Origin of the sequence: Ruminococcus sp. AF31-8BH (assembly GCF_003460605.1) — a bacterium.
GTDB classification, from domain to species: Bacteria; Bacillota; Clostridia; order Lachnospirales; family Lachnospiraceae; genus Blautia_A; species Blautia_A acetigignens.
Window position 1 is genome coordinate 324,282 of sequence record NZ_QTVN01000002.1, and the last position, 20,465, is coordinate 344,746.

The window sequence follows — 20,465 nt, forward strand, 5'->3', positions numbered from 1 at the left end:
AAAAATGTCCCCGGCCATCCGCCGATTCCCCTAAAGCATGTTTGGAAAAAATTTCCGCAGCCTGTAACTTACATTCTGCAAAATTTTTCCAAACGCCTCACATTTTTCAGTCACGCTCGGATAAATGGCAATGCTTCCCTATGCAGTGTTGCCATACAGGAAGGGAGAACTTACCAGATATGAGAAAAAACATAGAAAAAATAATCGGTCTTACCCTTTGTGTAGGAATGCTCACCGGATGCGCCCAGACCCCCGAATCTTCTCTTGTAAAGCCAAAAGGGAGCAGTGCCATGGATGCCTACAAAGAAGCAGATGACAGTGTGGACATGGTAGAAAATAACACAGCCTCTGACGAAGCAGCTGCAGATTCAAACAGCGCAGCCTCCGAGAACGACAACACCACTGACAGCAATAACAGCAGTTCTGCCGCCTCCGCTGCCAAGACCACCATCCGCGACCTGATTAATGCGCCGCAAACCTACAAAAGTCAGGTCACAGACGACAGTGCCAAGCTGGTGGTAAACACAGACGCTACCGTGGAAATCCCGGCTGTGGACAAAATATCTGCCATTTCCGTAACCCCGGCAGAGGTTACCCAGGATCTTCTGGACCGCATCACGGACGCCTTTTTTTCCGATGCTACCCTGTACACTGCAGACAGCTATTACGTCCAGACCAAGAGCGAGATCAAAGAGATCCTGGATGGATTAAAGGAAGATGTGGCAAACGGAAATCTGGATCCCAATAACTGGGGAACAGATGATGACGGAAATTATATCTACGATATTTATGCGGATATTGAATACTGGGAATCAGAATATGAAACAGCCCCGGAAGCCAAAACCTTGGTGGAAGGAAGACCGGTGGCAGGCGTCGCGTCCCAGGCCTCTGATGGACAGATTATGGAAGAGAATTCCTTTTCAGGCGTAGCAGTCATGAATGACGGTTCCAAATATTACTATAAAACTTATTCCAGCGGCTCGGATACTCTTGCTGTCAGGATCAAAAAAACGGCGAAGGCAGGCGGCGAAGCACTTCAAACGATACAAGCTGGTTTGATTATACAGACAGCAACGGTTTCCAGAAACCCACAGAGGAATCCATCGGCCTTTCACTTGAGAATGCCAAAAAACTGGTACAGGAAAAAGTAGATAAAATGGGGATTACCGATCTGCAATGTACTGGATGGGATTATGCTGTGTGTACTAATCTGGAAGATGACAACACTTTAAGCAACATTGGAACAGGATATCATATTTACTACAACCGTGTCATAAATGGAGTTCCCATAACCCAGACAATGGATTCCGGCGACAATCTGGAGGACATGGACAGTACCATGGAAACCTGGTCTTATGAAAGTCTGGAGTTTTTTGTAGATAAAGATGGGATCGCATCGGTGGCTTACCGTGATCCTTACATCATCGGAGAAACCAAAACAGAGAATTTAAGCCTCCTTCCTTTCAGTGAGATCATGAAAACCTACGAAAAAATGATGGTGGTCACAAACGCCGACAACATGGAATACGAAAATTCCAGGGTCTATGACATCGACCGGATCGTCCTTGGCTATGCCAGAATTTATGAGCCTTCCAAGGATGCCCACACAGGGCTTCTGGTTCCTGTCTGGGATTTCTTCGGAACCAGAAAAACAGAAACCGAGTATGACGGGGAATCCTATTCCGACACAACCGATTACCCCACCTGGAGCTATCTTACCATCAATGCCGTAGACGGAAGCATTATCGATCGCAGCCTGGGCTACTGATATGAAACAGGTATTTGGAATTGTCCGCTACAATTTCTTCGGCTTTTTCCGAAATCCCAAGGTGATTTTTACTTTTCTCCTGGAATTTGTGCTCAGCTTCCTGCTCACCGGAAGGATTATGATCGTCATGGAAACCTACGACACTCCGGTGCAGGCCATTGAGCCGTTCCTGTGGACCTTCGGAGATGGGACTGCGGTGCTTTTAAGCTCCCTGCTTTTGCTCCTTTTGTTCTCAGACCTGCCCAAAATGACGCCCGTCACCCCCTACCAGCTGATCCGCACCACCAAGAAAAAATGGCTGTTTGGGCAGTTTGTCTACGTCACCCTGGTGACCATTTTGTACACAGTGCTTATGCTTCTTTTTACTTCTGTGCTGTGCATGCAGAACAGTTATCCCGGCAATCTGTGGAGCGAAACCGCCGCCATGCTTGGCTATTCCAGCCTTGGCAAAAACCTGCAGGTGCCGTCCACTGTAAGAGTTATGGAAAGCATTTCCCCCTATGGATGCATGCTGCAGGTTTTCCTTTTGCTTTTTTGCTATTCTTTGACCTTAAGCTTTGTGATTCTTGTGGGAAATCTTTATAAGGGAAAAACAAAGGGCATGATCTTTGGGCTGTTTTACAGCGTGTACGGATTTCTGCTGGATCCCAAGGTGCTGGCAGTGATTTTCCATAAGGAAGACTACGAAATGTACCAGATGAATGTGCTGGTCAGTTGGATCAGTCCGCTGAACCAGGCGGTGTACGGAAAACACAATTTTGGCTATGACGCGCTGCTCCCCACCATCTGGCAGTCCTGCCTGTTTTTCCTGTTTTTTCTTGTGCTTCTTGCTTTTCTTGCCCTTTTTAAAATGCGAAAATACCAGTTTGAATTTCTTGGAGAAAAGGCATGAGTTGCGGAAGGGAGGACAATAATGACAGGTGAACTGAAACGCATGCTCACAGGAAAAAGCTTTCTGGCAGCGTGGCTCATTGCCTGCCTTTCCCTTGCGGCAGGCGCATCTTACCCTAACCTGAAAAAAGTTCTGGAATGCGGCACCTTCCTCCGGCTTCTGAACGGTTCCCTGGAAAGCCAGGTTCTGTCCTTTGCCATTCCGGTGGCGGCTGTATTGCCATGGAGCGATTCCTTTTTGCAGGAATACAAAAGCGGCTTTCTAAAGGCAGTGCTGCCCAGAACCGACCGGAGACGTTATGTGGAGGGAAAAGTATTTTCCGTTGTGATGTCCGGATTTCTGGTCTGGATATTTGCAGTGGTTGCCATGCTTTTTGTCAGTTTTGTTATATTTTATCCCATGGAAGAAAGAGGCAGTTTCCCAAAAGAGCTGCTGCTTGAGCTGATTCAAAAGGCCCTTCGGGTTGGAATTACTGGAAGCATTCTCAGTACTTTCGGCGGTATTTGCGCAGTTCTTGGAAATTCCCCTTATATGGCATATGGAATTCCCTTTGTCACCTATTATTTTGGAATCATTCTCCATGAGCGTTACTTTAAGGAGCTGATCTGGTTTTACCCGGTAGAATGGATCCAGGCAGCCGGAGACTGGGAATCGGAGAAAGATGGGTTGTGGTTATTTTTGTTATTATTTCTTCTTGTGCTGATTCCTATTTTGGGAGGTGTATTATATGAAAAAATCCAGGAAATCTGAAGCTGCCTGCGTGCAGATCCGCCAGGTAACCAAACGCTTCGGCGAAGACCTGGTTCTAAAAGAGGTCAATCTTACCCTGAACTGCGGACAGGTTTACGGCATTGTAGGAAACAATGGTTCCGGCAAAACCGTGTTGATGAAGTGCATCTGCGGTTTCCTCCCCGCCACCACAGGAACCATCCATGTGTTCGGAAAACAGATCGGCAGGGACGTAGATTTCCCGGAAAGTCTCGGAGTCATCATCGAAACTCCCGGCTTTCTCACCCAGTATACAGGCGCTAAAAATCTGGAAATTCTGGCGGATATGAGAGGGCAGATCACCAAAGCCGACATCCGCCTGATTCTTCGCAAGGTAGGCCTTGACCCGGACATGAAAAAAACTGTGGGAAAATACTCCCTTGGCATGCGCCAGCGCCTTGGAATTGCCCAGGCCATTATGGAAAATCCTCGTTTTCTTATTCTGGACGAGCCTTTCAACGGGCTGGACAAACACGGCGTAGCAGAAATCCGGGAACTGCTTCTGGAACTGAAAGCCGCCGGAAAAACCATCCTCCTGGCCAGTCACAATGAGGAAGATATCCGCATCCTGTGCGACCATGTTTACGAAATGGACGGCGGAATTTTAAGAGAACGGTAAGCTTCGTACCTTCCCAATGATACGCTTTGCACCGCACAGGAATTATGATTTGCATAATTACGCATCGCATTTCTCGATTTTTCTGTGAATTTTGTTCCCCCAAAAGCTTGCGTAATCTCCGAATAATTATAAGGAAAGGACAAATTGGATATGAGGAACTGTCAATTACAAATTTACACAAAAAATAATAGCATTCATAAAAAATCATACAGGCGTTTTTTGAGCGGTGCTTATCTTTTCCTTGTTATCTTTTTACTGCCAGTTCCCGCCGCAGCATCTGTCCCCGATGAGAACGGTACATTTTCGGAAGAAATGGAAAATTCTTTGGACAATGAAAGTTCCGTCAACAATTCCAGCGGCGATGATTTCAGCGACCATAACTTTAACTCCACAGATAACCGGGAGCCCGGCTCCGATAGTTCTTCTGGTTCAGATAGCCAGTCACCGGACTCCGATAACTCATCCTCTGACCTGGACGGATTTTTCTCAGGCGATGACACCAGCAGTTCTTCCAAGGATAAAACCATCCATGTCATCATCGAAAATGGAAATTCTTCAAATGACTTAAACGGAAACGGCTCCGCCATAATAGATCCAGATGCAGACAACGGAACTATATCAGGAGACGGATATACAGACGGCGGCTCTGGAGGATACACGGGCGGCAGTTCAGGCAGCTCATCCTCCGGTGAAGTCATTCTCCATAAGCCCCAGCTTCTCTTAGAAGACAGCAACCTTTCCGGTCAGTCCCTGAAAGCCGGAACCACCCAGGAAATGTCTGTGGTCTTCCGCAACAAAAGCCGCAGCCAGAACGTATTCGGCCTGAAGATTTCCCTTTCTACAGAAACAAAGGGAATCGAATTTGCCAAAAATTCTTTCTATGTACAAAGACTAACTCCCGGGGAAGCCATCACCCTCAAGTCGCTGATGACCATAGCGGAAGATACCGCCCCAGGACAAGTCACCGTCACTTTTTCCCTGGAATATGAGGACTCCAAGGCAACCGCAGCTACTGGCACAGAAACCCTCACCTTCAATATTTCGCAACAGCTTCGCGCCGAGCTGGAAGCTTCCGACATTCCCTCCATCGTCTACACCATGGACACCATCGAAGTCCCGGTAAAAGCCATGAACCTTGGCAGAGACAAGCTCTACAACGCCAAAGTCCGCCTGGAAGCCACGGGCCTAAGCCCCAGCGGAACGGTATTTCTCGGAAATATCGAAGCCGGCACTGCAGCAGAGGGCAGTATGAAAATCTATGTAAAGGGAAAAACGAATGAAACCGCAGCCACCTTATCCCCAGGCCAAATCTCCGGCCGTTTCATCCTCACCTACGAGGATTCCTCTGGAAATTCCTACGAGACCGCCTCTGACTTCCTGACCGAACTCAAAGAATCCCAGATCCAGTCCCTGAAAGTGGAAGAGGACCAGACCGAAACCAACAGCTGGTGGTATTCTATCCTTGCTGTAGGCGCCCTTTTCCTGATCTGCATCATTTTGCTTCTCCTGGTAAGCCTGCGCCGAAAAAACGTACTCCTGGAAGAAGCCAGAAAGGCGGCCTCCCAATGAAAAAGAAAAAAGCCGACAGCTTCACCTGTTTTCTCGCCGCCCTGTGCACCCTGATTTTTTTCCTGCTTATCCGGCTTTTCCTTGGCATGCAGGAGGAGAGAAGAACCTATACCGCACTGGTGTCCCTTGGCGATCTCACCTACGATAACGACTTTCTGAAAAGCGCGTCAAAGATAATAGGCATCCAGGCAGTTTACCCGGTTGTGGAAATTCCAGTAACCTTAAAAATAGAAGATTACACAGAAACCACCGCCTTCTACGGAATTGACCTAAGTGCCTTTGTTCAAAGTCCAGATGAGGATTCCCTGGGAACCGTTCCCCTTTTGCTCCTTGGCAAAAATTCCCTCTCCAATATGAAAGACTCCAATGGCCACCAGATTTCCCAAAATCAGCAGCAAAAATATCTGCAAATGGGAGAGGAGCTCTCCATCACCTACTCCCTGGATACCGGCATTGCATCTGACAGCCTTACCGCCACGGCTTCCTACACCACCGTTTCTTCTGCGACAGGCAGTGCTACCTCCAATATGGCTAATGCTTCTGGAAACAATCCTTCCAGTGTTGCCGCTTCCACCTGGCTTCCCTGCCATGCAGCCGCCGTCCTGGAAAACCAGGATACCGAAATCTACATTCCCTTTTCCCACGCCCAAGCCCTGTGCCAGTCCAGCGGAATGAATCAATCTATTACAAGTGTCCTCCTGAAAATAAACGGCAAAGAAAACCTGGAAAACGCCAGGCAGCTATTCCAATAAATAAACTCCTCCACCTTCCCCCAAGCCTGCATAGCCCCCGCCTGTCTTTTGCCTTACAGATTTGTCTCAATCCCAAATCTGTAAATTGATTTTCCCTCCAAAATGCTTTACAATGGGAAGCAACCAAGGAGGAGAAACGTTATGAAACTGGACAAAAAACAAATTTTTACCATTCCCAACCTGTTAAGCACATTCCGCATTGTACTGGCGTTCGTATTTTTAGCCGCATTTTATCAGTCCGGGGCATCCGGCAGAAGCAATCTGCTCACAGCCATCATCCTGCTTTCCGCACTCACCGATTTCCTGGATGGCAAGATTGCCCGGAAATTCAACATGGTCAGCGAGCTCGGCAAGATCCTGGATCCTATTGCAGACAAGATCACCCAAGGTGTTCTGATCTTATGCCTGATGAAAGAATATTCCCTTTTGAAATGGCTATTCCTTCTTTTCGCAGTGAAAGAAGCCTTCATGGGAATCGTGGGAGTGAAGGTCTTAAAGAAAACCCAGGAAAACAAAGGCGCCATGTGGTACGGCAAGGTCTGTACCGCCTTCTTTTACCTGGTCATGCTGTTGCTTCTTTTCATCCCCGACATGCCCATGAACATCGCCAACACTTTGATCCTGGCCTGCAGCTTTTTCATGGCCCTGTCATTTATCCTATACGCCAAACGCTACAAAGACCTGCTTTCCTAAACAAACAGGTCAACTGCCAACAGCCGTAATAAAAGAGGAAAGAGCATCTGTGTCACGCACATTTGCTCTTTCCTCTTTATTTTTCCAGCCGGTAGGTGACACACATTGGTTTCTGTGTCCACGGATCGGTTTCCATATACGCATCCAGCGAAAATACATTATGAAAAACCTCCGGCGTCATAATTTCCTCTGGCGTACCCTCATAGAGTACCTTCCCGTCCCGCATGGCAATGATCCAGTCAGAAAATCTGGCAGACTGGTTCAAGTCATGAATTACCAGTGCAATGGTTTTTTCCTGAGTTTTGTTCAGCATTTCCAGAAGCTCCAGGATTTCCAGCTGATGCGCCATATCCAGATAAGTAGTAGGCTCATCCAAAAGGATCAGCGGCGTATCCTGTGCCAATGCCATTGCGATCCAGGCCCTCTGGCGCTGACCGCCGGAAAGCGCATCCACCCGCCGATGTGCTAGTTCCTGCATTTTGGTAAGCTCAAGAGCCCACTGTATGGCATCTTTGTCCTCTTTTTTCAGTTTCCCGAACCCCTTCTGATAGGGATATCTTCCATAGGAGACCAGTTCCTGCACCGTAAGTCCGCCGGGAGCCTGAGGACTCTGTGGTAAAATTGCCATTCTCCTTGCAACCTCCACAGCAGGCATCTGGGTAATGGAATTTCCCTCCAGGAAAACCTCTCCGGATCTTACAGGAATCATACGGGAGAGTGCCTTCAATAAAGTAGATTTTCCACAGCCGTTGGGGCCGATAATAGAAGTTATCTTTCCCTTTGGAATCTGGACGCTCATAGACGGGATAATCAGATTCTGCTGATAGGCAACGGAAATATCCTTGCCGTAAATAGCTGGTTTCATTACGTTTTGTTCCTCCAAATTTATGATTTAATCCTGCATGATCAGTAAATAAAGAAAATAAGGCGCACCGATTACCGCAGCCACAATTCCAATGGGAATCTCATTTGGAATCAGCAGGGTTCTGGAAATAATATCGGAAAACACCAGAAGCACCGCACCCAGTAAAGCTGTAATCCCAATCAGGGATCTGTAGTTCGGACCGGTCAGACGCCTTGCCAGATGAGGACACACAAGCCCCACAAAGCTTAAGCCGCCGCCTACAGCGCAGCAAAGACTGGACATTCCAATGGCGATTCCAAGAAGAATGGCAGACTGCTTCGAAACTTCAACCCCAAGACCGGTTGCGGTCTGATTTCCAAGAACCAGAACATTCAAGGTCCGGCTTTTGTAAAAAGCTAGTAGCCCCAGCACCAGAAGGCAAACAAATAAAATGTGCACATTTGACCAGGATGCACCCCAGATACTTCCGGCGAGCCAGTTCTGCACAAAGGCATATTCACTGTCTGACATGCGGAGCATCAGCATGGTAGTCACACTGGAAACAGCAGTGGAAACCGCAATTCCAATCAGCAGAAGCCTTTTGGGGGAAAGTCCATTTCCCGTAAATGCCAACCGATAATCTATGATTGCAACGATCACAGACCCTGCAAAAGCGATCACTGGCAGAAGAGGTGTCATATTCTGGCTGCTGCCTGCAAAAAATACGATAAACACAGCCAGCGCAAGTCCTGCTCCGGCATTAATTCCAAGAATTCCGGGCTCTGCCATATCATTTTTCGCCACGCCCTGTATGATTCCGCCGGCAAGTCCAAGTCCTACGCCAACCAAAAGACTGGTAAAAATCCTGGGAAGGCGAAGCTGAATCAGGGTGTACCGAAGTCCCGGATCTCCGCCGCCTAAGATAATTTCCCAAAAATCCTGGAGAGAAAGCCGGCTGTACCCTGCATAAATATCTGCAAGGATTCCCGCTGCAAGAAGAACCAAAAGAATCAGGGACACCATACAGACTCTTTTTTTCTGCTTTGCATCAGTCATTTTCATCCGCCCCCTTTCTTGCCGTCCAAATGAAAAATGGGACTCCCACAACTGCAAAAACAAGTCCCACCGGCGTTTCGGAAGGCGCATTGATCACTCTGGAAATAATATCCGCAAGAAGCATAAACACAGCCCCTGTAATCATAGAGCCAGGTATCACTGTGCCGTAGTCAGAGCCTGCAAAAAAACGGACCACATGGGGAACCAGAAGTCCCACAAAGGAAACGGGTCCTGCAAGTGCAACCGCACTTCCTGCAAGAAGAAGCACTGCCACCAAACATAATGTTTTTGTCCTTTCCACCTTGATTCCAAGTCCTCTTGCCGCGTCATCCCCAAGGCTTAAAAGGGAAATCCTTTTGGAAAGAAGCATCGCCAGAAGAAGTCCTGCCGCAATTCCAGGAACTGCAAAGGTCAGCTGTTTCATACGGATTCCCGCAACGCCGCCAGCTGTCCAGAAGGTAAGATCATAGCCAATATTATAAAAAAGGGAGATTGCCTGACAGATGGAAGAGAGGAAAATGCTTACCGCACTTCCCGCAAGAACCAGCCTGACAGGATCCAGCTTTTTGTGGCGAAGGCTCATCAGCCCATATACAAGAAGCAGGGCAGCACCAGCGCCCAGAAAAGAACACATTACAATGCCGGAAAAGCTCATTCCCGGCAAAAAAGCAAGACATACCGCCAGGGCAAAAGAGGATCCTGCATTAATTCCAAGAAGCCCGGAATCGGCAAGAGGATTCCGGGTGATTCCCTGCATGATCGCACCGGCGCAGGCAAATGCGGCACCTACGATGATACAGCCGATGGTTCTTGGAATCCGAAGCTCAAGAATGGCAATCTGCGCAGAATCGGACCAGTCCGGCTGCAAAATCGCCTGCAGGATCTTTTCCCCGGATATATTTGTACTTCCAAACCTTACAGAACAAACCGCAGCCACAAAAAGGGCTGCGATTCCAACAATAAAAAATATGGTTTTTCTAATTCGGGAGTTCATTTTAGTCCTCAAAGCCTCTGAAGAAATCAAGGAAAATGTCAAGCTGTGCATTCAGTGTGATAGGATCACGGTGCATAAAGGATACCTGCTCATAGGAAAGAACCTTTCCATTTTTCACTGCATCCAGGTTGTTCCACAGCTGGGAATCCTCCACAAAAGAGCTGTCTGTATCCGCAAGAACCCCGTACAAAATGAAGTCGCCGGTATATTCCGGAAGTGCTTCCAGAGAAACAACTTCATAAGCGGTATCCCCGTCTACCATTTCCTCCTGAACTTTTTCCGGTGCCTTTAAATCCCACATATCATATAAAATGCTTCCGCCTCTTGCGAAATGACTTCCCATTGTATAGATCTGCTGCGGCCATACCTCTACGATGGAAACAGTCTGATCCCCTACAATTCCCTGGATTTCTTCTTTTGCATCCATCACGCGGGTATTGAAATCATCTACATAAGCCTGCGCTTCGTCCTCTTTTCCCACCAGATCTGCAATGTAAAGGAAAAGCTCCTCGTCAGAGCGCTTTCCATCTTCAATATAAACAGTAGGTGCAATTGCAGAATACTTCTCATAATCAGCCTCTGTAATGGTGACGATCAGATCTGGCTGTTCTGCCACGATCATTTCCAGAGAGGTTTCTGCGCTTGTAACGTTCATTGCCTGGATCCCGTCTATATATTCCTCCAGAAATTTATTGGATAAGGAGTAAGGAGACGCGATAACCGGCTTTACATCTACTGCAAGAAATTCTCCAAGATAGTAATCGGACACGATTTTTTCAGGATTGACTGGAATTTCCACCTCACCCTTATCTGTCTCTACCGTGCGCATTTCCTGTTCTTCTGCAGCGGATACGGTGAAAGCAGTGCATGTAAACGCGGTTGCAAGTGCTGCGGCTGCAAGAAGCAAACCTGTGTGTTTTTCTCTTGTTTTCATACTTATTATCCTTTCTGTGGTTCATGTGTTTAACAAAAATTAGTGTTAGCTAACTGGACGAGGGGTATCATATCACAGAAATTTCCGTCTGGCAATGTCTCAATAAAATTACACCCGATTGGAATATTCTTTTGCATTTTCAGGAAAATACCTGGTATAATAAAAGCTGTAAATTACAGAAGATGGGGGAAATCTGATTTTATGTCATTGGAAAAGCACCTGGAATTCCAGGAAAAAATATTGAAAGCTTTGAACTTTTGCCCAAAATCCCTGGAATCCTGTACCAGATGGGATAATAAGGAAAATCCAGAGGATGGGTTCCTGATTCTCTATGAACGAAAGGGATTTTACAGCCTGGCAGTTGCCCAGTATACTGTGCATCATAATTTTTCCATTTCTTTTCAGGATGAAGAACCGCTGCTTCGTTTCGGAAACTTTTATACCGGAATCACCCATTTCAAAATTGACGGAGTAAAAGCAGATTCTTCCACGCCGGACTCTTTTCTGGTGCTGGAAGGACATCTGAAGGGACAACAGTTCTGGAAAAAAGGAGAGCAGTACTGCGGAATTGAGGTTTCTATCGCCCCTTCATTTGTGGAACTGCTGAAAACTGTGGATCCGCACATTTTTTCCGTAACCTGTTTTACCAGAAACGTGACTTATCACTGGCTTCCTACTGCAGCCATGACTACTTTGCGCCAGCTCACCAACATGGCAGTCCGGGGCACTCTTACTCCTTTGATTTTGGAAGGATGCATTCTCCAGTGTCTTGGAAGCATCAGTGAATCTGTAAAAAACGGCCAGTTCAGCCTGGATGAAAAATGCCCAAGTACCATGCTGGGAAACAGGCAGATTACTTTTTCTTCTTTCGACCTGTCTGCCATCAGCCAGGCGTATCAGATTCTCACCGATCACCCGGAGTCTGCTCCCAGTATTCCGGAGCTGAGTAAGCTGCTGCTTCTGAATGAACAGAAGCTGAAAGCTGGTTTTCAAATGTGCTATCACATATCCATCGGACAATATGTCCATGAATGCCGTATGACAAAAGCCGCCCAGCTTCTTGGCAATACCAGCCTCAGTGTCCTGGAGATCAGCCATGAAACCGGATACAAAAGCTGCGCCAGCTTCATAAAAGCATTCCGGAAATTTTACCAGAAAACACCCCTGCAGTTCCGCGCCAGCCAGAAAACCAGCCAACAAGCCAGCAGCTCCCAGGAAAGTTTTTCTTGACTTAAACCCATGTTTAAGCCTTATTATGATATCAGGGGCAAAATAGGGGCAAAAGACCTTTTGCCCCTAACCTCTGCCTCCACGCTGGCAAACAAGGTTCTGGATATGGGCCTAATCGACATGATGATGTTTTCCATCAACCCTATGTACGATTACGGACAGGGAGATTTTTCCATCGGAAGCAATGCCGAGCGCTATGAACTGTATTACAGATGTGAAAAAAAAGGCGTTGGAATCTCCGTCATGAAGCCATTCAATGCCGGACAGCTTTTCCCCCTTATGACCATCAAGAACCATTCCAATCTTGCCTCAGACGACCGTGTTTACGGCTTGAGAAGCGTGACAACACCAATTTCATCGTCACCTCCGTAATCTCCGACTGGGCCATCAAATTCAAAACCGGATGCAAATCTGAGTATTCATTAGTGGATATTCAGGGAAAATAAATACAATTGCGAAATAGTTGCTGCATGCTTTCGGCGCAGCAACTATTTTTGGTTACTGGTTCACTCCGTGCCCAGTAACACGCTTCGCGATGCACAGAAATCATGCTTTGCATGATTTCGCGCCGCAATCCTCGGGTTTTCTGTGAACTTTGTTCACAAAAAACACCTCGCGGAATATTACCTATGAACAGCAACTATTTTTGTGCAAAATGCTTGTTAAAAATATAATTTTTATTGCTTTTTGGTTAATTTATCACTATAATAAACACAAATAACTTGTTGTTTTTTTATTTTACAGAAAGGATTTTCCATGGAAACACGAGTTGCTGTGATCAGCATTATTGTAGAGAATACGGACGCCGTCGAACCACTGAACGGACTTTTGCATACCTATGGAGAATACATCATCGGACGGATGGGTATTCCCCATCGTGAAAAAGGCATCAACATTATCTGCGTGGTGCTGGATGCTCCCCTTGACAAGATCAATGCACTGTCCGGTGCTCTTGGACGGCTGAATGGGATTTCCACCAAGGTGGCTTATTCCAAGGTCTGAAAGAGGTATAGCCTGGAAAAGTTTAGAAGCTTTTACAATTGAATACAAGCATCCCCTGACACTGAAACCAATCCTTGAGGTGAAAGATACGATGATTTTTTTGCAGACATATGATCTGTGATATTTTTGCAGACACAAATCCTGCCGCTGTATCTTTCCCTTTTAAGAGGGGGAGCGAAGCGGCGGGATTTTTTTTATAAAAGGGAGATGGTTTATGATCCAAGCACAAATAGAACGCATTGACAAATTAGAACAGCAGCACATTCTGCCAAAAGAAGAACTGATCACACTTTTGGACGGGCAAAATGAAGCGCTTTCTGCCTATCTTTTTTCTAGAGCAGATGCTGTGCGCAGGGTCAATTACGGTACAGATGTCTACGTCCGCGGTCTGATCGAGTTCACCAACTACTGCAGAAATGACTGCTATTACTGCGGCATCCGCCGTTCCAACCCAAATGCCAGCCGTTACCGGCTGACCGAAGAGGAGATTCTTGGCTGCTGCAAAGAGGGCTATCAGCTTGGTTTTCGCACCTTCGTACTGCAGGGCGGAGAGGACCCTTTTTACACTCCAGAACGGATTGAGCATCTGGTGCGCTCTATCAAAAGTCAGCATCCTGACTGCGCCATCACCCTTTCCGTGGGAGAGCATGATCGGGAAACCTACCAGCGCTGGTTTGACGCAGGAGCAGAACGGTACCTTCTCCGTCACGAAACTGCCGAGGATGCTCACTACCGGATTTTACATCCGCCGGAACTAAGCCTGGCTCACCGGAAACAATGCCTGTGGGATTTAAAAAGCATTGGCTACCAGGTTGGCTGCGGATTCATGGTAGGCTCTCCTGGACAGAACAGTTCGCAGCTGGCAGAGGACCTGCTTTTTATCCACGAGCTGCAGCCGGAGATGGTGGGCATCGGCCCTTTTATTCCACAGAAAGACACCCCATTTCGGGCTCAGGCCCCCGGCACCTTAGAGCAGACCCTTTTTCTCCTTGGCATCCTTCGTCTGATGCTTCCCCAGGCTCTGCTTCCGGCCACCACAGCCCTTGGAACCATCCACCCAAAGGGCCGGGAAAAAGGCATCCAGGCTGGTGCAAACGTGTGCATGCCCAACCTTTCCCCTACAGAGGTGCGGGAAAAATACGCACTCTACGACAACAAGATCTGCACTGGGGATGAGGCAGCACAGTGCCGCAACTGTCTTTCCATGCGCATGAAATCCATTGGATATCAGGTAGTGGTGTCTAGAGGCGACCATCTTTCCAGGCGCTCAAAATAAAAACTGAATACGGAACTCCATAACACTTCACTAATGGGAAAGGCCCGTCCTGACCCAAAAGAAAGGAAACCATTATGTACGATCCCAAATCATTAAAAGCCGAAGAATTTATTGACCACGAAGAAATCCTTGCATCCCTTGCCTATGCAGACGAACACAAAGACGACCTCCCCCTGATTGATGAGATCCTGGAAAAAGCAAAGCTGCGTAAAGGCTTAAGCCACAGGGATGCCTCCGTGCTTCTTGCCTGCGAAACCCCGGAAAAGGTTCAGGAAATCTATGCTCTGGCCGAGCAGATCAAAAAGGATTTTTACGGCAACCGTATTGTAATGTTTGCGCCTTTGTACCTTTCCAACTATTGCGTAAACGGCTGTACTTACTGTCCCTACCATGCCATCAACAAGCACATCCCCCGCAAAAAGCTGACCCAGGAGGAAATCCGCGCGGAAGTTATCGCTCTTCAGGATCAGGGCCACAAGCGTCTTGCCCTGGAAGCAGGAGAGGATCCCATCCACAATCCCATTGAATACATACTGGAATCTATCCAAACCATTTATTCCATCAAACACAAAAACGGCGCCATCCGCAGGGTAAACGTAAACATCGCTGCAACCACCGTGGAAAATTACCGGAAGCTTCACGATGCCGGCATCGGCACCTACATTCTTTTCCAGGAAACCTATCACAAGGAATCTTATGAGCAGCTTCACCCATGGGGACCGAAGCATGACTATGCTTATCATACCGAAGCTATGGACCGTGCCATGAAGGGCGGCATTGATGATGTAGGACTTGGCGTTTTGTTCGGGCTGGATAAATACCGCTATGAGTTTGCGGGAATCCTTATGCACGCCGAGCATCTGGAGGCTGTTCACGGGGTGGGACCGCATACCATTTCCGTTCCCCGTATCTGTCCGGCGGATGATATCGATCCTTCTGCTTTTTCCAATGCAATCAGCGATGATACCTTTGCCAAGATCGTGGCATGTATCCGCATTGCCGTTCCTTACACTGGCATGATCGTATCCACCCGGGAAAGCCAGCGCTGCCGTGAGCGGGTGCTCCATCTTGGAATTTCCCAGATCAGCGGAGGTTCCCGCACAAGCGTAGGCGGATACACGGAAGAGGAGCGACCGGAAGACACGGTACAGTTTGATATTTCTGACCGCCGCAGCCTGGATGAGGTAGTCTGTTGGTTAATGGAAATGGGCTATGTTCCTTCTTTTTGCACCGCCTGTTACCGGGAGGGGCGGACAGGCGACCGGTTCATGTCTCTTTGCAAATCCGGTCAGATCCAGAACTGCTGTCTGCCAAACGCCCTGATGACCTTAAAAGAATACCTGCAGGATTACGCCTCCGCCAAAACCCGCACCCTCGGCGACACCATGATCCAGTCCCAGCTTCAGGATATTCCAAACGAAAAAGCAAGAAAAATTGTGGAAGAGCGCCTTGTGAAGATTGCAGGCGGAGAGCGGGATTTCCGGTTCTAGAGCCTTTTTCAAACACGCTCTAGAGCAAATATCTTGGGGGATGGCGTCTGCTGTCCCCACATTTGTATTTTCAAAGAAAAAGGAGATGCTAAGCTATGAGCACTTTAAATCAAACACCCTCCGCAGGCCGCCTCCACATCAGCTTTTTCGGCTGCCGAAACGCAGGCAAATCAAGCGTAGTCAACGCCGTAACTGGCCAGGAGCTTTCCATTGTATCAGACATAAAAGGAACCACCACCGACCCGGTTACCAAATCCATGGAGCTTCTTCCCCTTGGCCCCGTAGTCATCATTGACACTCCAGGCATTGATGATGTAGGAGAGCTTGGCGAACTTCGCGTAAAACGCACCAAACGAATCCTGAACAAAACTGACATTGCCGTACTTGTGGTAGATGCCACAGCAGGACCAACCACTGCCGATCAGGAACTGATCACTCTTTTCCGTGAAAAAGAGCTTCCCTATCTGATCGTATACAACAAATCCGACCTTATTTCTCCCATACCAGATGCCGGGGAACATGAGATCTGGGTCAGCGCCCTAAAGAAAACCAATATCCAAGAATTAAAGGAACGCTTAGGCCACCTGATTCAAAACGACACCATGACAAAAAAACTGGTCGGCCACTTGCTAAAACCTCTTGATACCGTGATCCTGGTCTGTCCCATCGATGAATCCGCACCAAAAGGAAGGCTGATCCTGCCCCAGCAGCAGGCCATCCGGGATGTATTAGAAGCCGGGGCAATTGCAGTGGTAGTCCGGGAGCATGAACTTGCAGCAGCCCTGGACCAGCTGGGAAATAAGGCAGCAATGGTCATCACAGACAGCCAGGCATTTTCCATGGTAGGAAAAATCACACCCGATTCCATCCCCCTGACTTCTTTTTCCATACTGATGGCAAATTACAAAGGCTTCCTGAAAACTGCAGTGGCAGGCGTTTCCGCCCTGAAAAACCTTCAGGACGGGGACACTGTTCTCATCGCTGAGGGCTGTACCCACCACCGCCAGTGCAACGACATCGGCACCGTAAAGCTGCCAAACTGGCTCCAGCAGTACACCGGCAAGTCCCTGAATTTCCAATTCTGCTCCGGCACCGAATTCCCAGAGAACCTTGCCCCTTATTCCATGGTGATCCACTGCGGCGGCTGCATGCTGAACCACCGCGAAATCCAGTACCGCATGCGCACCGCCACCGACCAGTCCATCCCCTTCACCAACTACGGCACCATAATCGCCCTGATCACCGGAACCTTAGCCCGCAGCCTTTGCATCTTCCCGGAGATTCATGAGATGCTGTGATTATATTACCAGTGAACGGTAATATAATAATTTGCAATTGACAATATGGTATATATACCATATACCAATCTAAAGGAACCAAACCTGCCATAGAATTTCTTAATGGTTTAGATACAAAAATGCGGGCAAAAGTTGGTTCTGATACTGGTGAGTCCTGCTATCTTCTGGACCAACTGATGGGACTGGAACATCATGCCAGAATAACGGAAGATGCACAGGCAAGAATCCTGCAATCAGACGGAGGACCTGATGGTCCTCCATTTTTTATATAGGAGGATTTGATTATGCTGTTATTACAACTTATCCTGTACTGTCTCCTGTTCTTTTTGCTGGTAAAATGCGCGGCTAAAGACAGCGGACTCAACTGTATCTATTTTTATCCAAAGGAATACATAAACGAGGCCGAGAAACGCGGCCTGGCCACCATTCTGTATCTGATCATCGCCCTTGCCGTCGCCGGAATTGTAGTATTGATCAGTAAAATCTAATGAAGGAGCCATATTCCTGCCCTTTTGATTTGATGAATAAAATTTCAATAATTCTTTACACTTCCGCCAGACATGGAAAATATTGGATACATCATTCCAGTATCCCCATATCCGGCGAAAGTTCTATATTTTCATAAGTGTGAAGCAGTCTTTCCAGTTCATGAATAGCAGGAGAGAGGAACTTGTTTTTGTGATAAACAAGTTTGAATTTTCGGTTCCATTCCCCATTTTGATTATAAAAAACCCTGATTTTTCCATGCCGGATCTCATGCGGCATCAGGCGAAGAGACATAACCGCAAGTACCCGGTCATAAAGCACAGCATTCAGAAGCGCCCGGGGACTGTTGGCCTCCCAAACCGTCTGCACAAAAATATGATGCTTCGCAGCATACTCCTCAAACAGCTGCCTGGTTCCGCTTCCCTGTTCACGCATAGCAAAAGGTTCCCCCACAAGATCCTGTACTTGAATGCGTTTTTTCCCATAAAATGGATGATCCTTTCCCACCGCAAGCACCAAGCAGTCATCAATAATCGGAAGAACAGTAAGATCCGGAGAAAGGATTTCCCCCTCCACAATTCCCACATCCAGCTCCGAGCGAAGAAGCTTCTGCTCAATATCCTTGGTATTGCTCACATAAGAATGGACCCGAATCTCCGGGCAGTTCTTTTGAAGCCGGGGAATCAGAAAGGGCGTCAAACAAGTTCCCACCGTAATAGTAGAACCCAGCTTCAGTGTGGAAGACTGCCCCTGATTCAGCATCAGTTCCTCCAGCTGCTGAAACTGCCGGATCAGATTTCGCGCCTGGGGAAGCAAAAGCTGGCCCCGTTCTGTGAGATACAGCTTCTTTCCCAATCGTTCAAAAAGAAGACCATTGTAATGCTTTTCCAACTCCCGAATGGCCTGGCTCACCGTCGGCTGAGACAAATATAAAGAAGCAGCAGCGGCGCTCATAGACCCCAGATCCGCCACTGCAACAAAAATCGTCAGATGTCTTATCGTCATATCTATTGCTCCTTATATAGAAAATACCTATCATTTCTATAAAATAATATCATTTTTCAAATACATCCTCAAGTGCTATATTAAAGGAAATACACATGAAACGAGGTAGCAAAATGTCAGCATTAACAGTCAGCAAAGAAGACGAAGCCCGCGTAAAAGGAATGGGCTTTCTTAACAATCGCGGAACAGACCTTTTTTCCGCCCGTGTCCTTACCGTAAACGGCAAAGTAACCGCCGCACAGCACCGCTGCATGGCAGAAGCAGCAGAGAAGTTCGGCAACGGCAACCTTCTATATACCACCAGACTTTCCGTGGAAATTCAGGGGATTCCCTATGATAAGATTGAAGAATTCCAGCAGTTTATCGCCAAAGAAGGCCTGGTAACCGGTGGAACCGGAGCCAAAGTCCGTCCTGTAGTATCCTGCAAGGGAACCACCTGCCAGTACGGACTTCTGGATTCCTACGCCATTTCCGAGGAAATCTACAAGCGCTTCTATGAAGGCTACCGGAATGTTGCCCTTCCCCACAAATTTAAGATTGCAGTAGGCGGCTGCCCAAACAACTGTGTCAAGCCAAACCTGAACGATGTCGGCATCATCGGCCAGAAAATCCCCCAGGTGGACACCGATGTCTGTAAAGGCTGCAAAAAATGTGCCATCGAAGCCGCCTGTCCAAACAAAGCAGCAAAAGTAGTGGACGGAAAAATCCAGATCGACAAAGACACCTGCCGCCACTGCGGACGCTGCGTAGGAAAATGCCCGTTCCACACCATCGAAGACGGCACCTACGGCTACAAGATCTACATCGGCGGCCGCTGGGGCAAAAAAGTATCAAAAGGACGCTCCCTCAGTAAAATTTTCACCTCCAAAGACGAAGCCTTAGACGTAATCGAAAAGGCAATCCTTTTCTTCCGTGATAACGGCATCAAGGGAGAACGCTTCGCAGAAACCATCGAGCGAATCGGATTTGAAAATGTAGAGAAACAGCTGCTTGGCTAAATAAGCAGATTACGAAAAGAACATTCCATGACCCAGGAGCAGTTAGCAGAAGCACTGGGCTCTTCTATACGCTGATTGCAAAGAGAGGGTATTTCTATTCTCTGTTCACAGTTGCACAATAATCCCCAACAGCAAGCCAGCTAAATATGAAGAGAAATACCATGCAGTATCTACATGACAACTACATAGAGAGGTGTTATAATTAGGCTGCAAATAAAAATACAATAACAACTGCCTTTAAAAATTTATTTATTCGGTTCTTTTGCAAATGATACCTATACGGAAGAAAGCGATTTTGATTTTTATATCATTGTAAACGATGAAATAAAAAATTTAAAAGACTTAACTACCCAAGCATATCGTTCTATTCGAAAGATAAAAAAACGTCCAGTCGATATTATTGTTGAAACAGAAAGCACATTCGAAAATAAAAAATCAGGTATCTATCCAGGATAAATTTTATGATTATGCAGACGAACTGACACCATATGGTGTTGTTGTAAGATATCCCAGTGAACTGTTTTTAGAGGAACATCATGTTATAGATGCCTTAAAAATGGCAGATGAAATTATAAAATGGGGAAAAACAACGATTGAGTCGTTATAGCAGCCATATGCAAAATAAAAATGTATAATGCAGTCTCTGGAAATCTGCATTATACATTTTTTATTTTACAGGAAGTTTCTTCAATTGCGAACAAGCGGATCTCTTTGTTTCCATAATTCTGATGTAAATACAGTGTTTGACATAAGCCGCACTCTTTATGAACGGAATTTTGAAAAAATCAATA

Annotated in this window: 22 protein-coding genes; 17 read left to right on the forward strand and 5 right to left on the reverse strand. The window is 47.1% G+C overall.

All coding sequences use genetic code 11. From position 1 onward, the window contains the following. Nucleotides 1-179 precede the first annotated feature (179 nt). The 8 genes from DWZ38_RS22670 to DWZ38_RS04135 all read left to right on the forward strand — a co-directional run bounded on the left by DWZ38_RS22670 (nt 180) and on the right by DWZ38_RS04135 (nt 7,061). Nucleotides 180-1,151, forward strand: a complete 972-nt coding sequence (locus tag DWZ38_RS22670; protein ID WP_243000142.1) for a DUF6034 family protein — start codon at nt 180-182, stop codon at nt 1,149-1,151. Beyond that, the gene (locus DWZ38_RS22675; protein WP_243000150.1) at nt 1,133-1,768 is read left to right on the forward strand and encodes a DUF6034 family protein; all 636 of its coding nucleotides are present in this window, start codon (nt 1,133-1,135) and stop codon (nt 1,766-1,768) included. Before DWZ38_RS22670 ends, DWZ38_RS22675 begins: the two co-directional genes overlap by 19 nt. Before the next feature lies 1 nt (nt 1,769). Beyond that, nucleotides 1,770-2,660, forward strand: a complete 891-nt coding sequence (locus DWZ38_RS04110; RefSeq protein WP_117850296.1) for a hypothetical protein — start codon at nt 1,770-1,772, stop codon at nt 2,658-2,660. A 21-nt stretch (nt 2,661-2,681) separates the two neighbouring features. After that, nucleotides 2,682-3,410: an ABC transporter permease gene (locus tag DWZ38_RS04115; RefSeq protein ID WP_243000143.1), complete on the forward strand. Its 729-nt coding sequence runs from the start codon at nt 2,682-2,684 to the stop codon at nt 3,408-3,410. Next, the gene (locus DWZ38_RS04120; RefSeq protein ID WP_117850299.1) at nt 3,388-4,047 is read left to right on the forward strand and encodes an ATP-binding cassette domain-containing protein; all 660 of its coding nucleotides are present in this window, start codon (nt 3,388-3,390) and stop codon (nt 4,045-4,047) included. Before DWZ38_RS04115 ends, DWZ38_RS04120 begins: the two co-directional genes overlap by 23 nt. A 312-nt stretch (nt 4,048-4,359) precedes the next feature. Next, complete coding sequence (locus DWZ38_RS04125; protein WP_178105273.1) at nt 4,360-5,616, forward strand: hypothetical protein; 1,257 nt, start codon at nt 4,360-4,362, stop codon at nt 5,614-5,616. Then, nucleotides 5,613-6,368: a hypothetical protein gene (locus DWZ38_RS04130; RefSeq protein ID WP_021926230.1), complete on the forward strand. Its 756-nt coding sequence runs from the start codon at nt 5,613-5,615 to the stop codon at nt 6,366-6,368. The genes DWZ38_RS04125 and DWZ38_RS04130 overlap by 4 nt, the downstream gene beginning before the upstream one ends. A gap of 141 nt (nt 6,369-6,509) precedes the next feature. Beyond that, nucleotides 6,510-7,061: a CDP-alcohol phosphatidyltransferase family protein gene (locus DWZ38_RS04135; protein WP_021926229.1), complete on the forward strand. Its 552-nt coding sequence runs from the start codon at nt 6,510-6,512 to the stop codon at nt 7,059-7,061. Nucleotides 7,062-7,137: 76 nt separating this feature from the next. Here the strand turns inward: DWZ38_RS04135 and DWZ38_RS04140 are convergent, their stop codons facing one another. The 4 genes from DWZ38_RS04140 to DWZ38_RS04155 are packed head-to-tail and all read right to left on the reverse strand — an operon-like array spanning nt 7,138 to nt 10,889. Further along, nucleotides 7,138-7,926, reverse strand: coding sequence for an ABC transporter ATP-binding protein (locus DWZ38_RS04140; RefSeq protein ID WP_117850307.1), 789 nt, complete (start codon nt 7,924-7,926; stop codon nt 7,138-7,140). A 27-nt stretch (nt 7,927-7,953) separates the two neighbouring features. Continuing rightward, nucleotides 7,954-8,961 carry an iron ABC transporter permease gene (locus tag DWZ38_RS04145; RefSeq protein ID WP_021926227.1) on the reverse strand — a complete coding sequence of 336 codons (1,008 nt, stop codon included), beginning with the start codon at nt 8,959-8,961 and terminating at the stop codon, nt 7,954-7,956. Then, on the reverse strand, nt 8,954-9,955 hold the full coding sequence (locus tag DWZ38_RS04150) for an iron ABC transporter permease (RefSeq protein WP_021926226.1): 1,002 nt from the start codon (nt 9,953-9,955) through the stop codon (nt 8,954-8,956). The genes DWZ38_RS04145 and DWZ38_RS04150 overlap by 8 nt, the downstream gene beginning before the upstream one ends. Nucleotide 9,956: 1 nt before the next feature. Then, nucleotides 9,957-10,889, reverse strand: a complete 933-nt coding sequence (locus DWZ38_RS04155; RefSeq protein WP_117850309.1) for an ABC transporter substrate-binding protein — start codon at nt 10,887-10,889, stop codon at nt 9,957-9,959. Between the two features lie 201 nt (nt 10,890-11,090). Between DWZ38_RS04155 and DWZ38_RS04160 the strand changes: the two genes are divergently transcribed. From DWZ38_RS04160 to DWZ38_RS04190, 7 genes are all read left to right on the forward strand, one after another. Beyond that, nucleotides 11,091-12,119, forward strand: a complete 1,029-nt coding sequence (locus DWZ38_RS04160) for an AraC family transcriptional regulator (protein WP_021926224.1) — start codon at nt 11,091-11,093, stop codon at nt 12,117-12,119. Between the two features lie 9 nt (nt 12,120-12,128). Further along, the gene (locus tag DWZ38_RS04165; RefSeq protein ID WP_117850312.1) at nt 12,129-12,491 is read left to right on the forward strand and encodes a hypothetical protein; all 363 of its coding nucleotides are present in this window, start codon (nt 12,129-12,131) and stop codon (nt 12,489-12,491) included. 384 nt (nt 12,492-12,875) lie between these two features. Beyond that, nucleotides 12,876-13,121 carry a TM1266 family iron-only hydrogenase system putative regulator gene (locus DWZ38_RS04170; RefSeq protein WP_021925126.1) on the forward strand — a complete coding sequence of 82 codons (246 nt, stop codon included), beginning with the start codon at nt 12,876-12,878 and terminating at the stop codon, nt 13,119-13,121. A gap of 214 nt (nt 13,122-13,335) precedes the next feature. Further along, nucleotides 13,336-14,397, forward strand: a complete 1,062-nt coding sequence (gene hydE, locus DWZ38_RS04175; protein ID WP_021925125.1) for a [FeFe] hydrogenase H-cluster radical SAM maturase HydE — start codon at nt 13,336-13,338, stop codon at nt 14,395-14,397. A 74-nt stretch (nt 14,398-14,471) separates the two neighbouring features. Beyond that, nucleotides 14,472-15,887: a [FeFe] hydrogenase H-cluster radical SAM maturase HydG gene (gene hydG, locus DWZ38_RS04180; protein ID WP_117850314.1), complete on the forward strand. Its 1,416-nt coding sequence runs from the start codon at nt 14,472-14,474 to the stop codon at nt 15,885-15,887. A gap of 95 nt (nt 15,888-15,982) precedes the next feature. Then, entirely contained in the window at nt 15,983-17,185 is a 1,203-nt protein-coding gene (gene hydF, locus DWZ38_RS04185) for a [FeFe] hydrogenase H-cluster maturation GTPase HydF (RefSeq protein WP_117850316.1), read from the forward strand. Nucleotides 17,186-17,469: 284 nt separating this feature from the next. Next, on the forward strand, nt 17,470-17,673 hold the full coding sequence (locus DWZ38_RS04190) for a hypothetical protein (RefSeq protein WP_117850319.1): 204 nt from the start codon (nt 17,470-17,472) through the stop codon (nt 17,671-17,673). A gap of 91 nt (nt 17,674-17,764) precedes the next feature. Here the strand turns inward: DWZ38_RS04190 and DWZ38_RS04195 are convergent, their stop codons facing one another. Beyond that, the gene (locus tag DWZ38_RS04195; RefSeq protein WP_021926199.1) at nt 17,765-18,676 is read right to left on the reverse strand and encodes a LysR family transcriptional regulator; all 912 of its coding nucleotides are present in this window, start codon (nt 18,674-18,676) and stop codon (nt 17,765-17,767) included. 113 nt (nt 18,677-18,789) lie between these two features. Between DWZ38_RS04195 and DWZ38_RS04200 the strand changes: the two genes are divergently transcribed. Then, a complete protein-coding gene (locus DWZ38_RS04200) occupies nt 18,790-19,674 on the forward strand; it encodes a 4Fe-4S dicluster domain-containing protein (RefSeq protein WP_117850322.1) in 885 nt (294 codons plus the stop codon). Between the two features lie 403 nt (nt 19,675-20,077). Continuing rightward, the gene (locus DWZ38_RS04210; RefSeq protein WP_178105274.1) at nt 20,078-20,281 is read left to right on the forward strand and encodes a HEPN domain-containing protein; all 204 of its coding nucleotides are present in this window, start codon (nt 20,078-20,080) and stop codon (nt 20,279-20,281) included. Nucleotides 20,282-20,465: the final 184 nt, after the last annotated feature.

Bases quoted from the DNA above. Each gene is read 5' to 3' on its own strand.
- DWZ38_RS22670 (WP_243000142.1), top strand. From the start codon at position 180: ATGAGAAAAAACATAGAAAAAATAATCGGTCTTACCCTTTGTGTAGGA.
- DWZ38_RS04110 (WP_117850296.1), top strand. From the start codon at position 1,770: ATGAAACAGGTATTTGGAATTGTCCGCTACAATTTCTTCGGCTTTTTC.
- DWZ38_RS04115 (WP_243000143.1), top strand. From the start codon at position 2,682: ATGACAGGTGAACTGAAACGCATGCTCACAGGAAAAAGCTTTCTGGCA.
- DWZ38_RS04120 (WP_117850299.1), top strand. From the start codon at position 3,388: ATGAAAAAATCCAGGAAATCTGAAGCTGCCTGCGTGCAGATCCGCCAG.
- DWZ38_RS04125 (WP_178105273.1), top strand. From the start codon at position 4,360: ATGGAAAATTCTTTGGACAATGAAAGTTCCGTCAACAATTCCAGCGGC.
- DWZ38_RS04130 (WP_021926230.1), top strand. From the start codon at position 5,613: ATGAAAAAGAAAAAAGCCGACAGCTTCACCTGTTTTCTCGCCGCCCTG.
- DWZ38_RS04135 (WP_021926229.1), top strand. From the start codon at position 6,510: ATGAAACTGGACAAAAAACAAATTTTTACCATTCCCAACCTGTTAAGC.
- DWZ38_RS04140 (WP_117850307.1), bottom strand. From the start codon at position 7,926: ATGAAACCAGCTATTTACGGCAAGGATATTTCCGTTGCCTATCAGCAG.
- DWZ38_RS04145 (WP_021926227.1), bottom strand. From the start codon at position 8,961: ATGACTGATGCAAAGCAGAAAAAAAGAGTCTGTATGGTGTCCCTGATT.
- DWZ38_RS04150 (WP_021926226.1), bottom strand. From the start codon at position 9,955: ATGAACTCCCGAATTAGAAAAACCATATTTTTTATTGTTGGAATCGCA.
- DWZ38_RS04155 (WP_117850309.1), bottom strand. From the start codon at position 10,889: ATGAAAACAAGAGAAAAACACACAGGTTTGCTTCTTGCAGCCGCAGCA.
- DWZ38_RS04160 (WP_021926224.1), top strand. From the start codon at position 11,091: ATGTCATTGGAAAAGCACCTGGAATTCCAGGAAAAAATATTGAAAGCT.
- DWZ38_RS04165 (WP_117850312.1), top strand. From the start codon at position 12,129: ATGTTTAAGCCTTATTATGATATCAGGGGCAAAATAGGGGCAAAAGAC.
- DWZ38_RS04170 (WP_021925126.1), top strand. From the start codon at position 12,876: ATGGAAACACGAGTTGCTGTGATCAGCATTATTGTAGAGAATACGGAC.
- hydE (WP_021925125.1), top strand. From the start codon at position 13,336: ATGATCCAAGCACAAATAGAACGCATTGACAAATTAGAACAGCAGCAC.
- hydG (WP_117850314.1), top strand. From the start codon at position 14,472: ATGTACGATCCCAAATCATTAAAAGCCGAAGAATTTATTGACCACGAA.
- hydF (WP_117850316.1), top strand. From the start codon at position 15,983: ATGAGCACTTTAAATCAAACACCCTCCGCAGGCCGCCTCCACATCAGC.
- DWZ38_RS04190 (WP_117850319.1), top strand. From the start codon at position 17,470: ATGCTGTTATTACAACTTATCCTGTACTGTCTCCTGTTCTTTTTGCTG.
- DWZ38_RS04195 (WP_021926199.1), bottom strand. From the start codon at position 18,676: ATGACGATAAGACATCTGACGATTTTTGTTGCAGTGGCGGATCTGGGG.
- DWZ38_RS04200 (WP_117850322.1), top strand. From the start codon at position 18,790: ATGTCAGCATTAACAGTCAGCAAAGAAGACGAAGCCCGCGTAAAAGGA.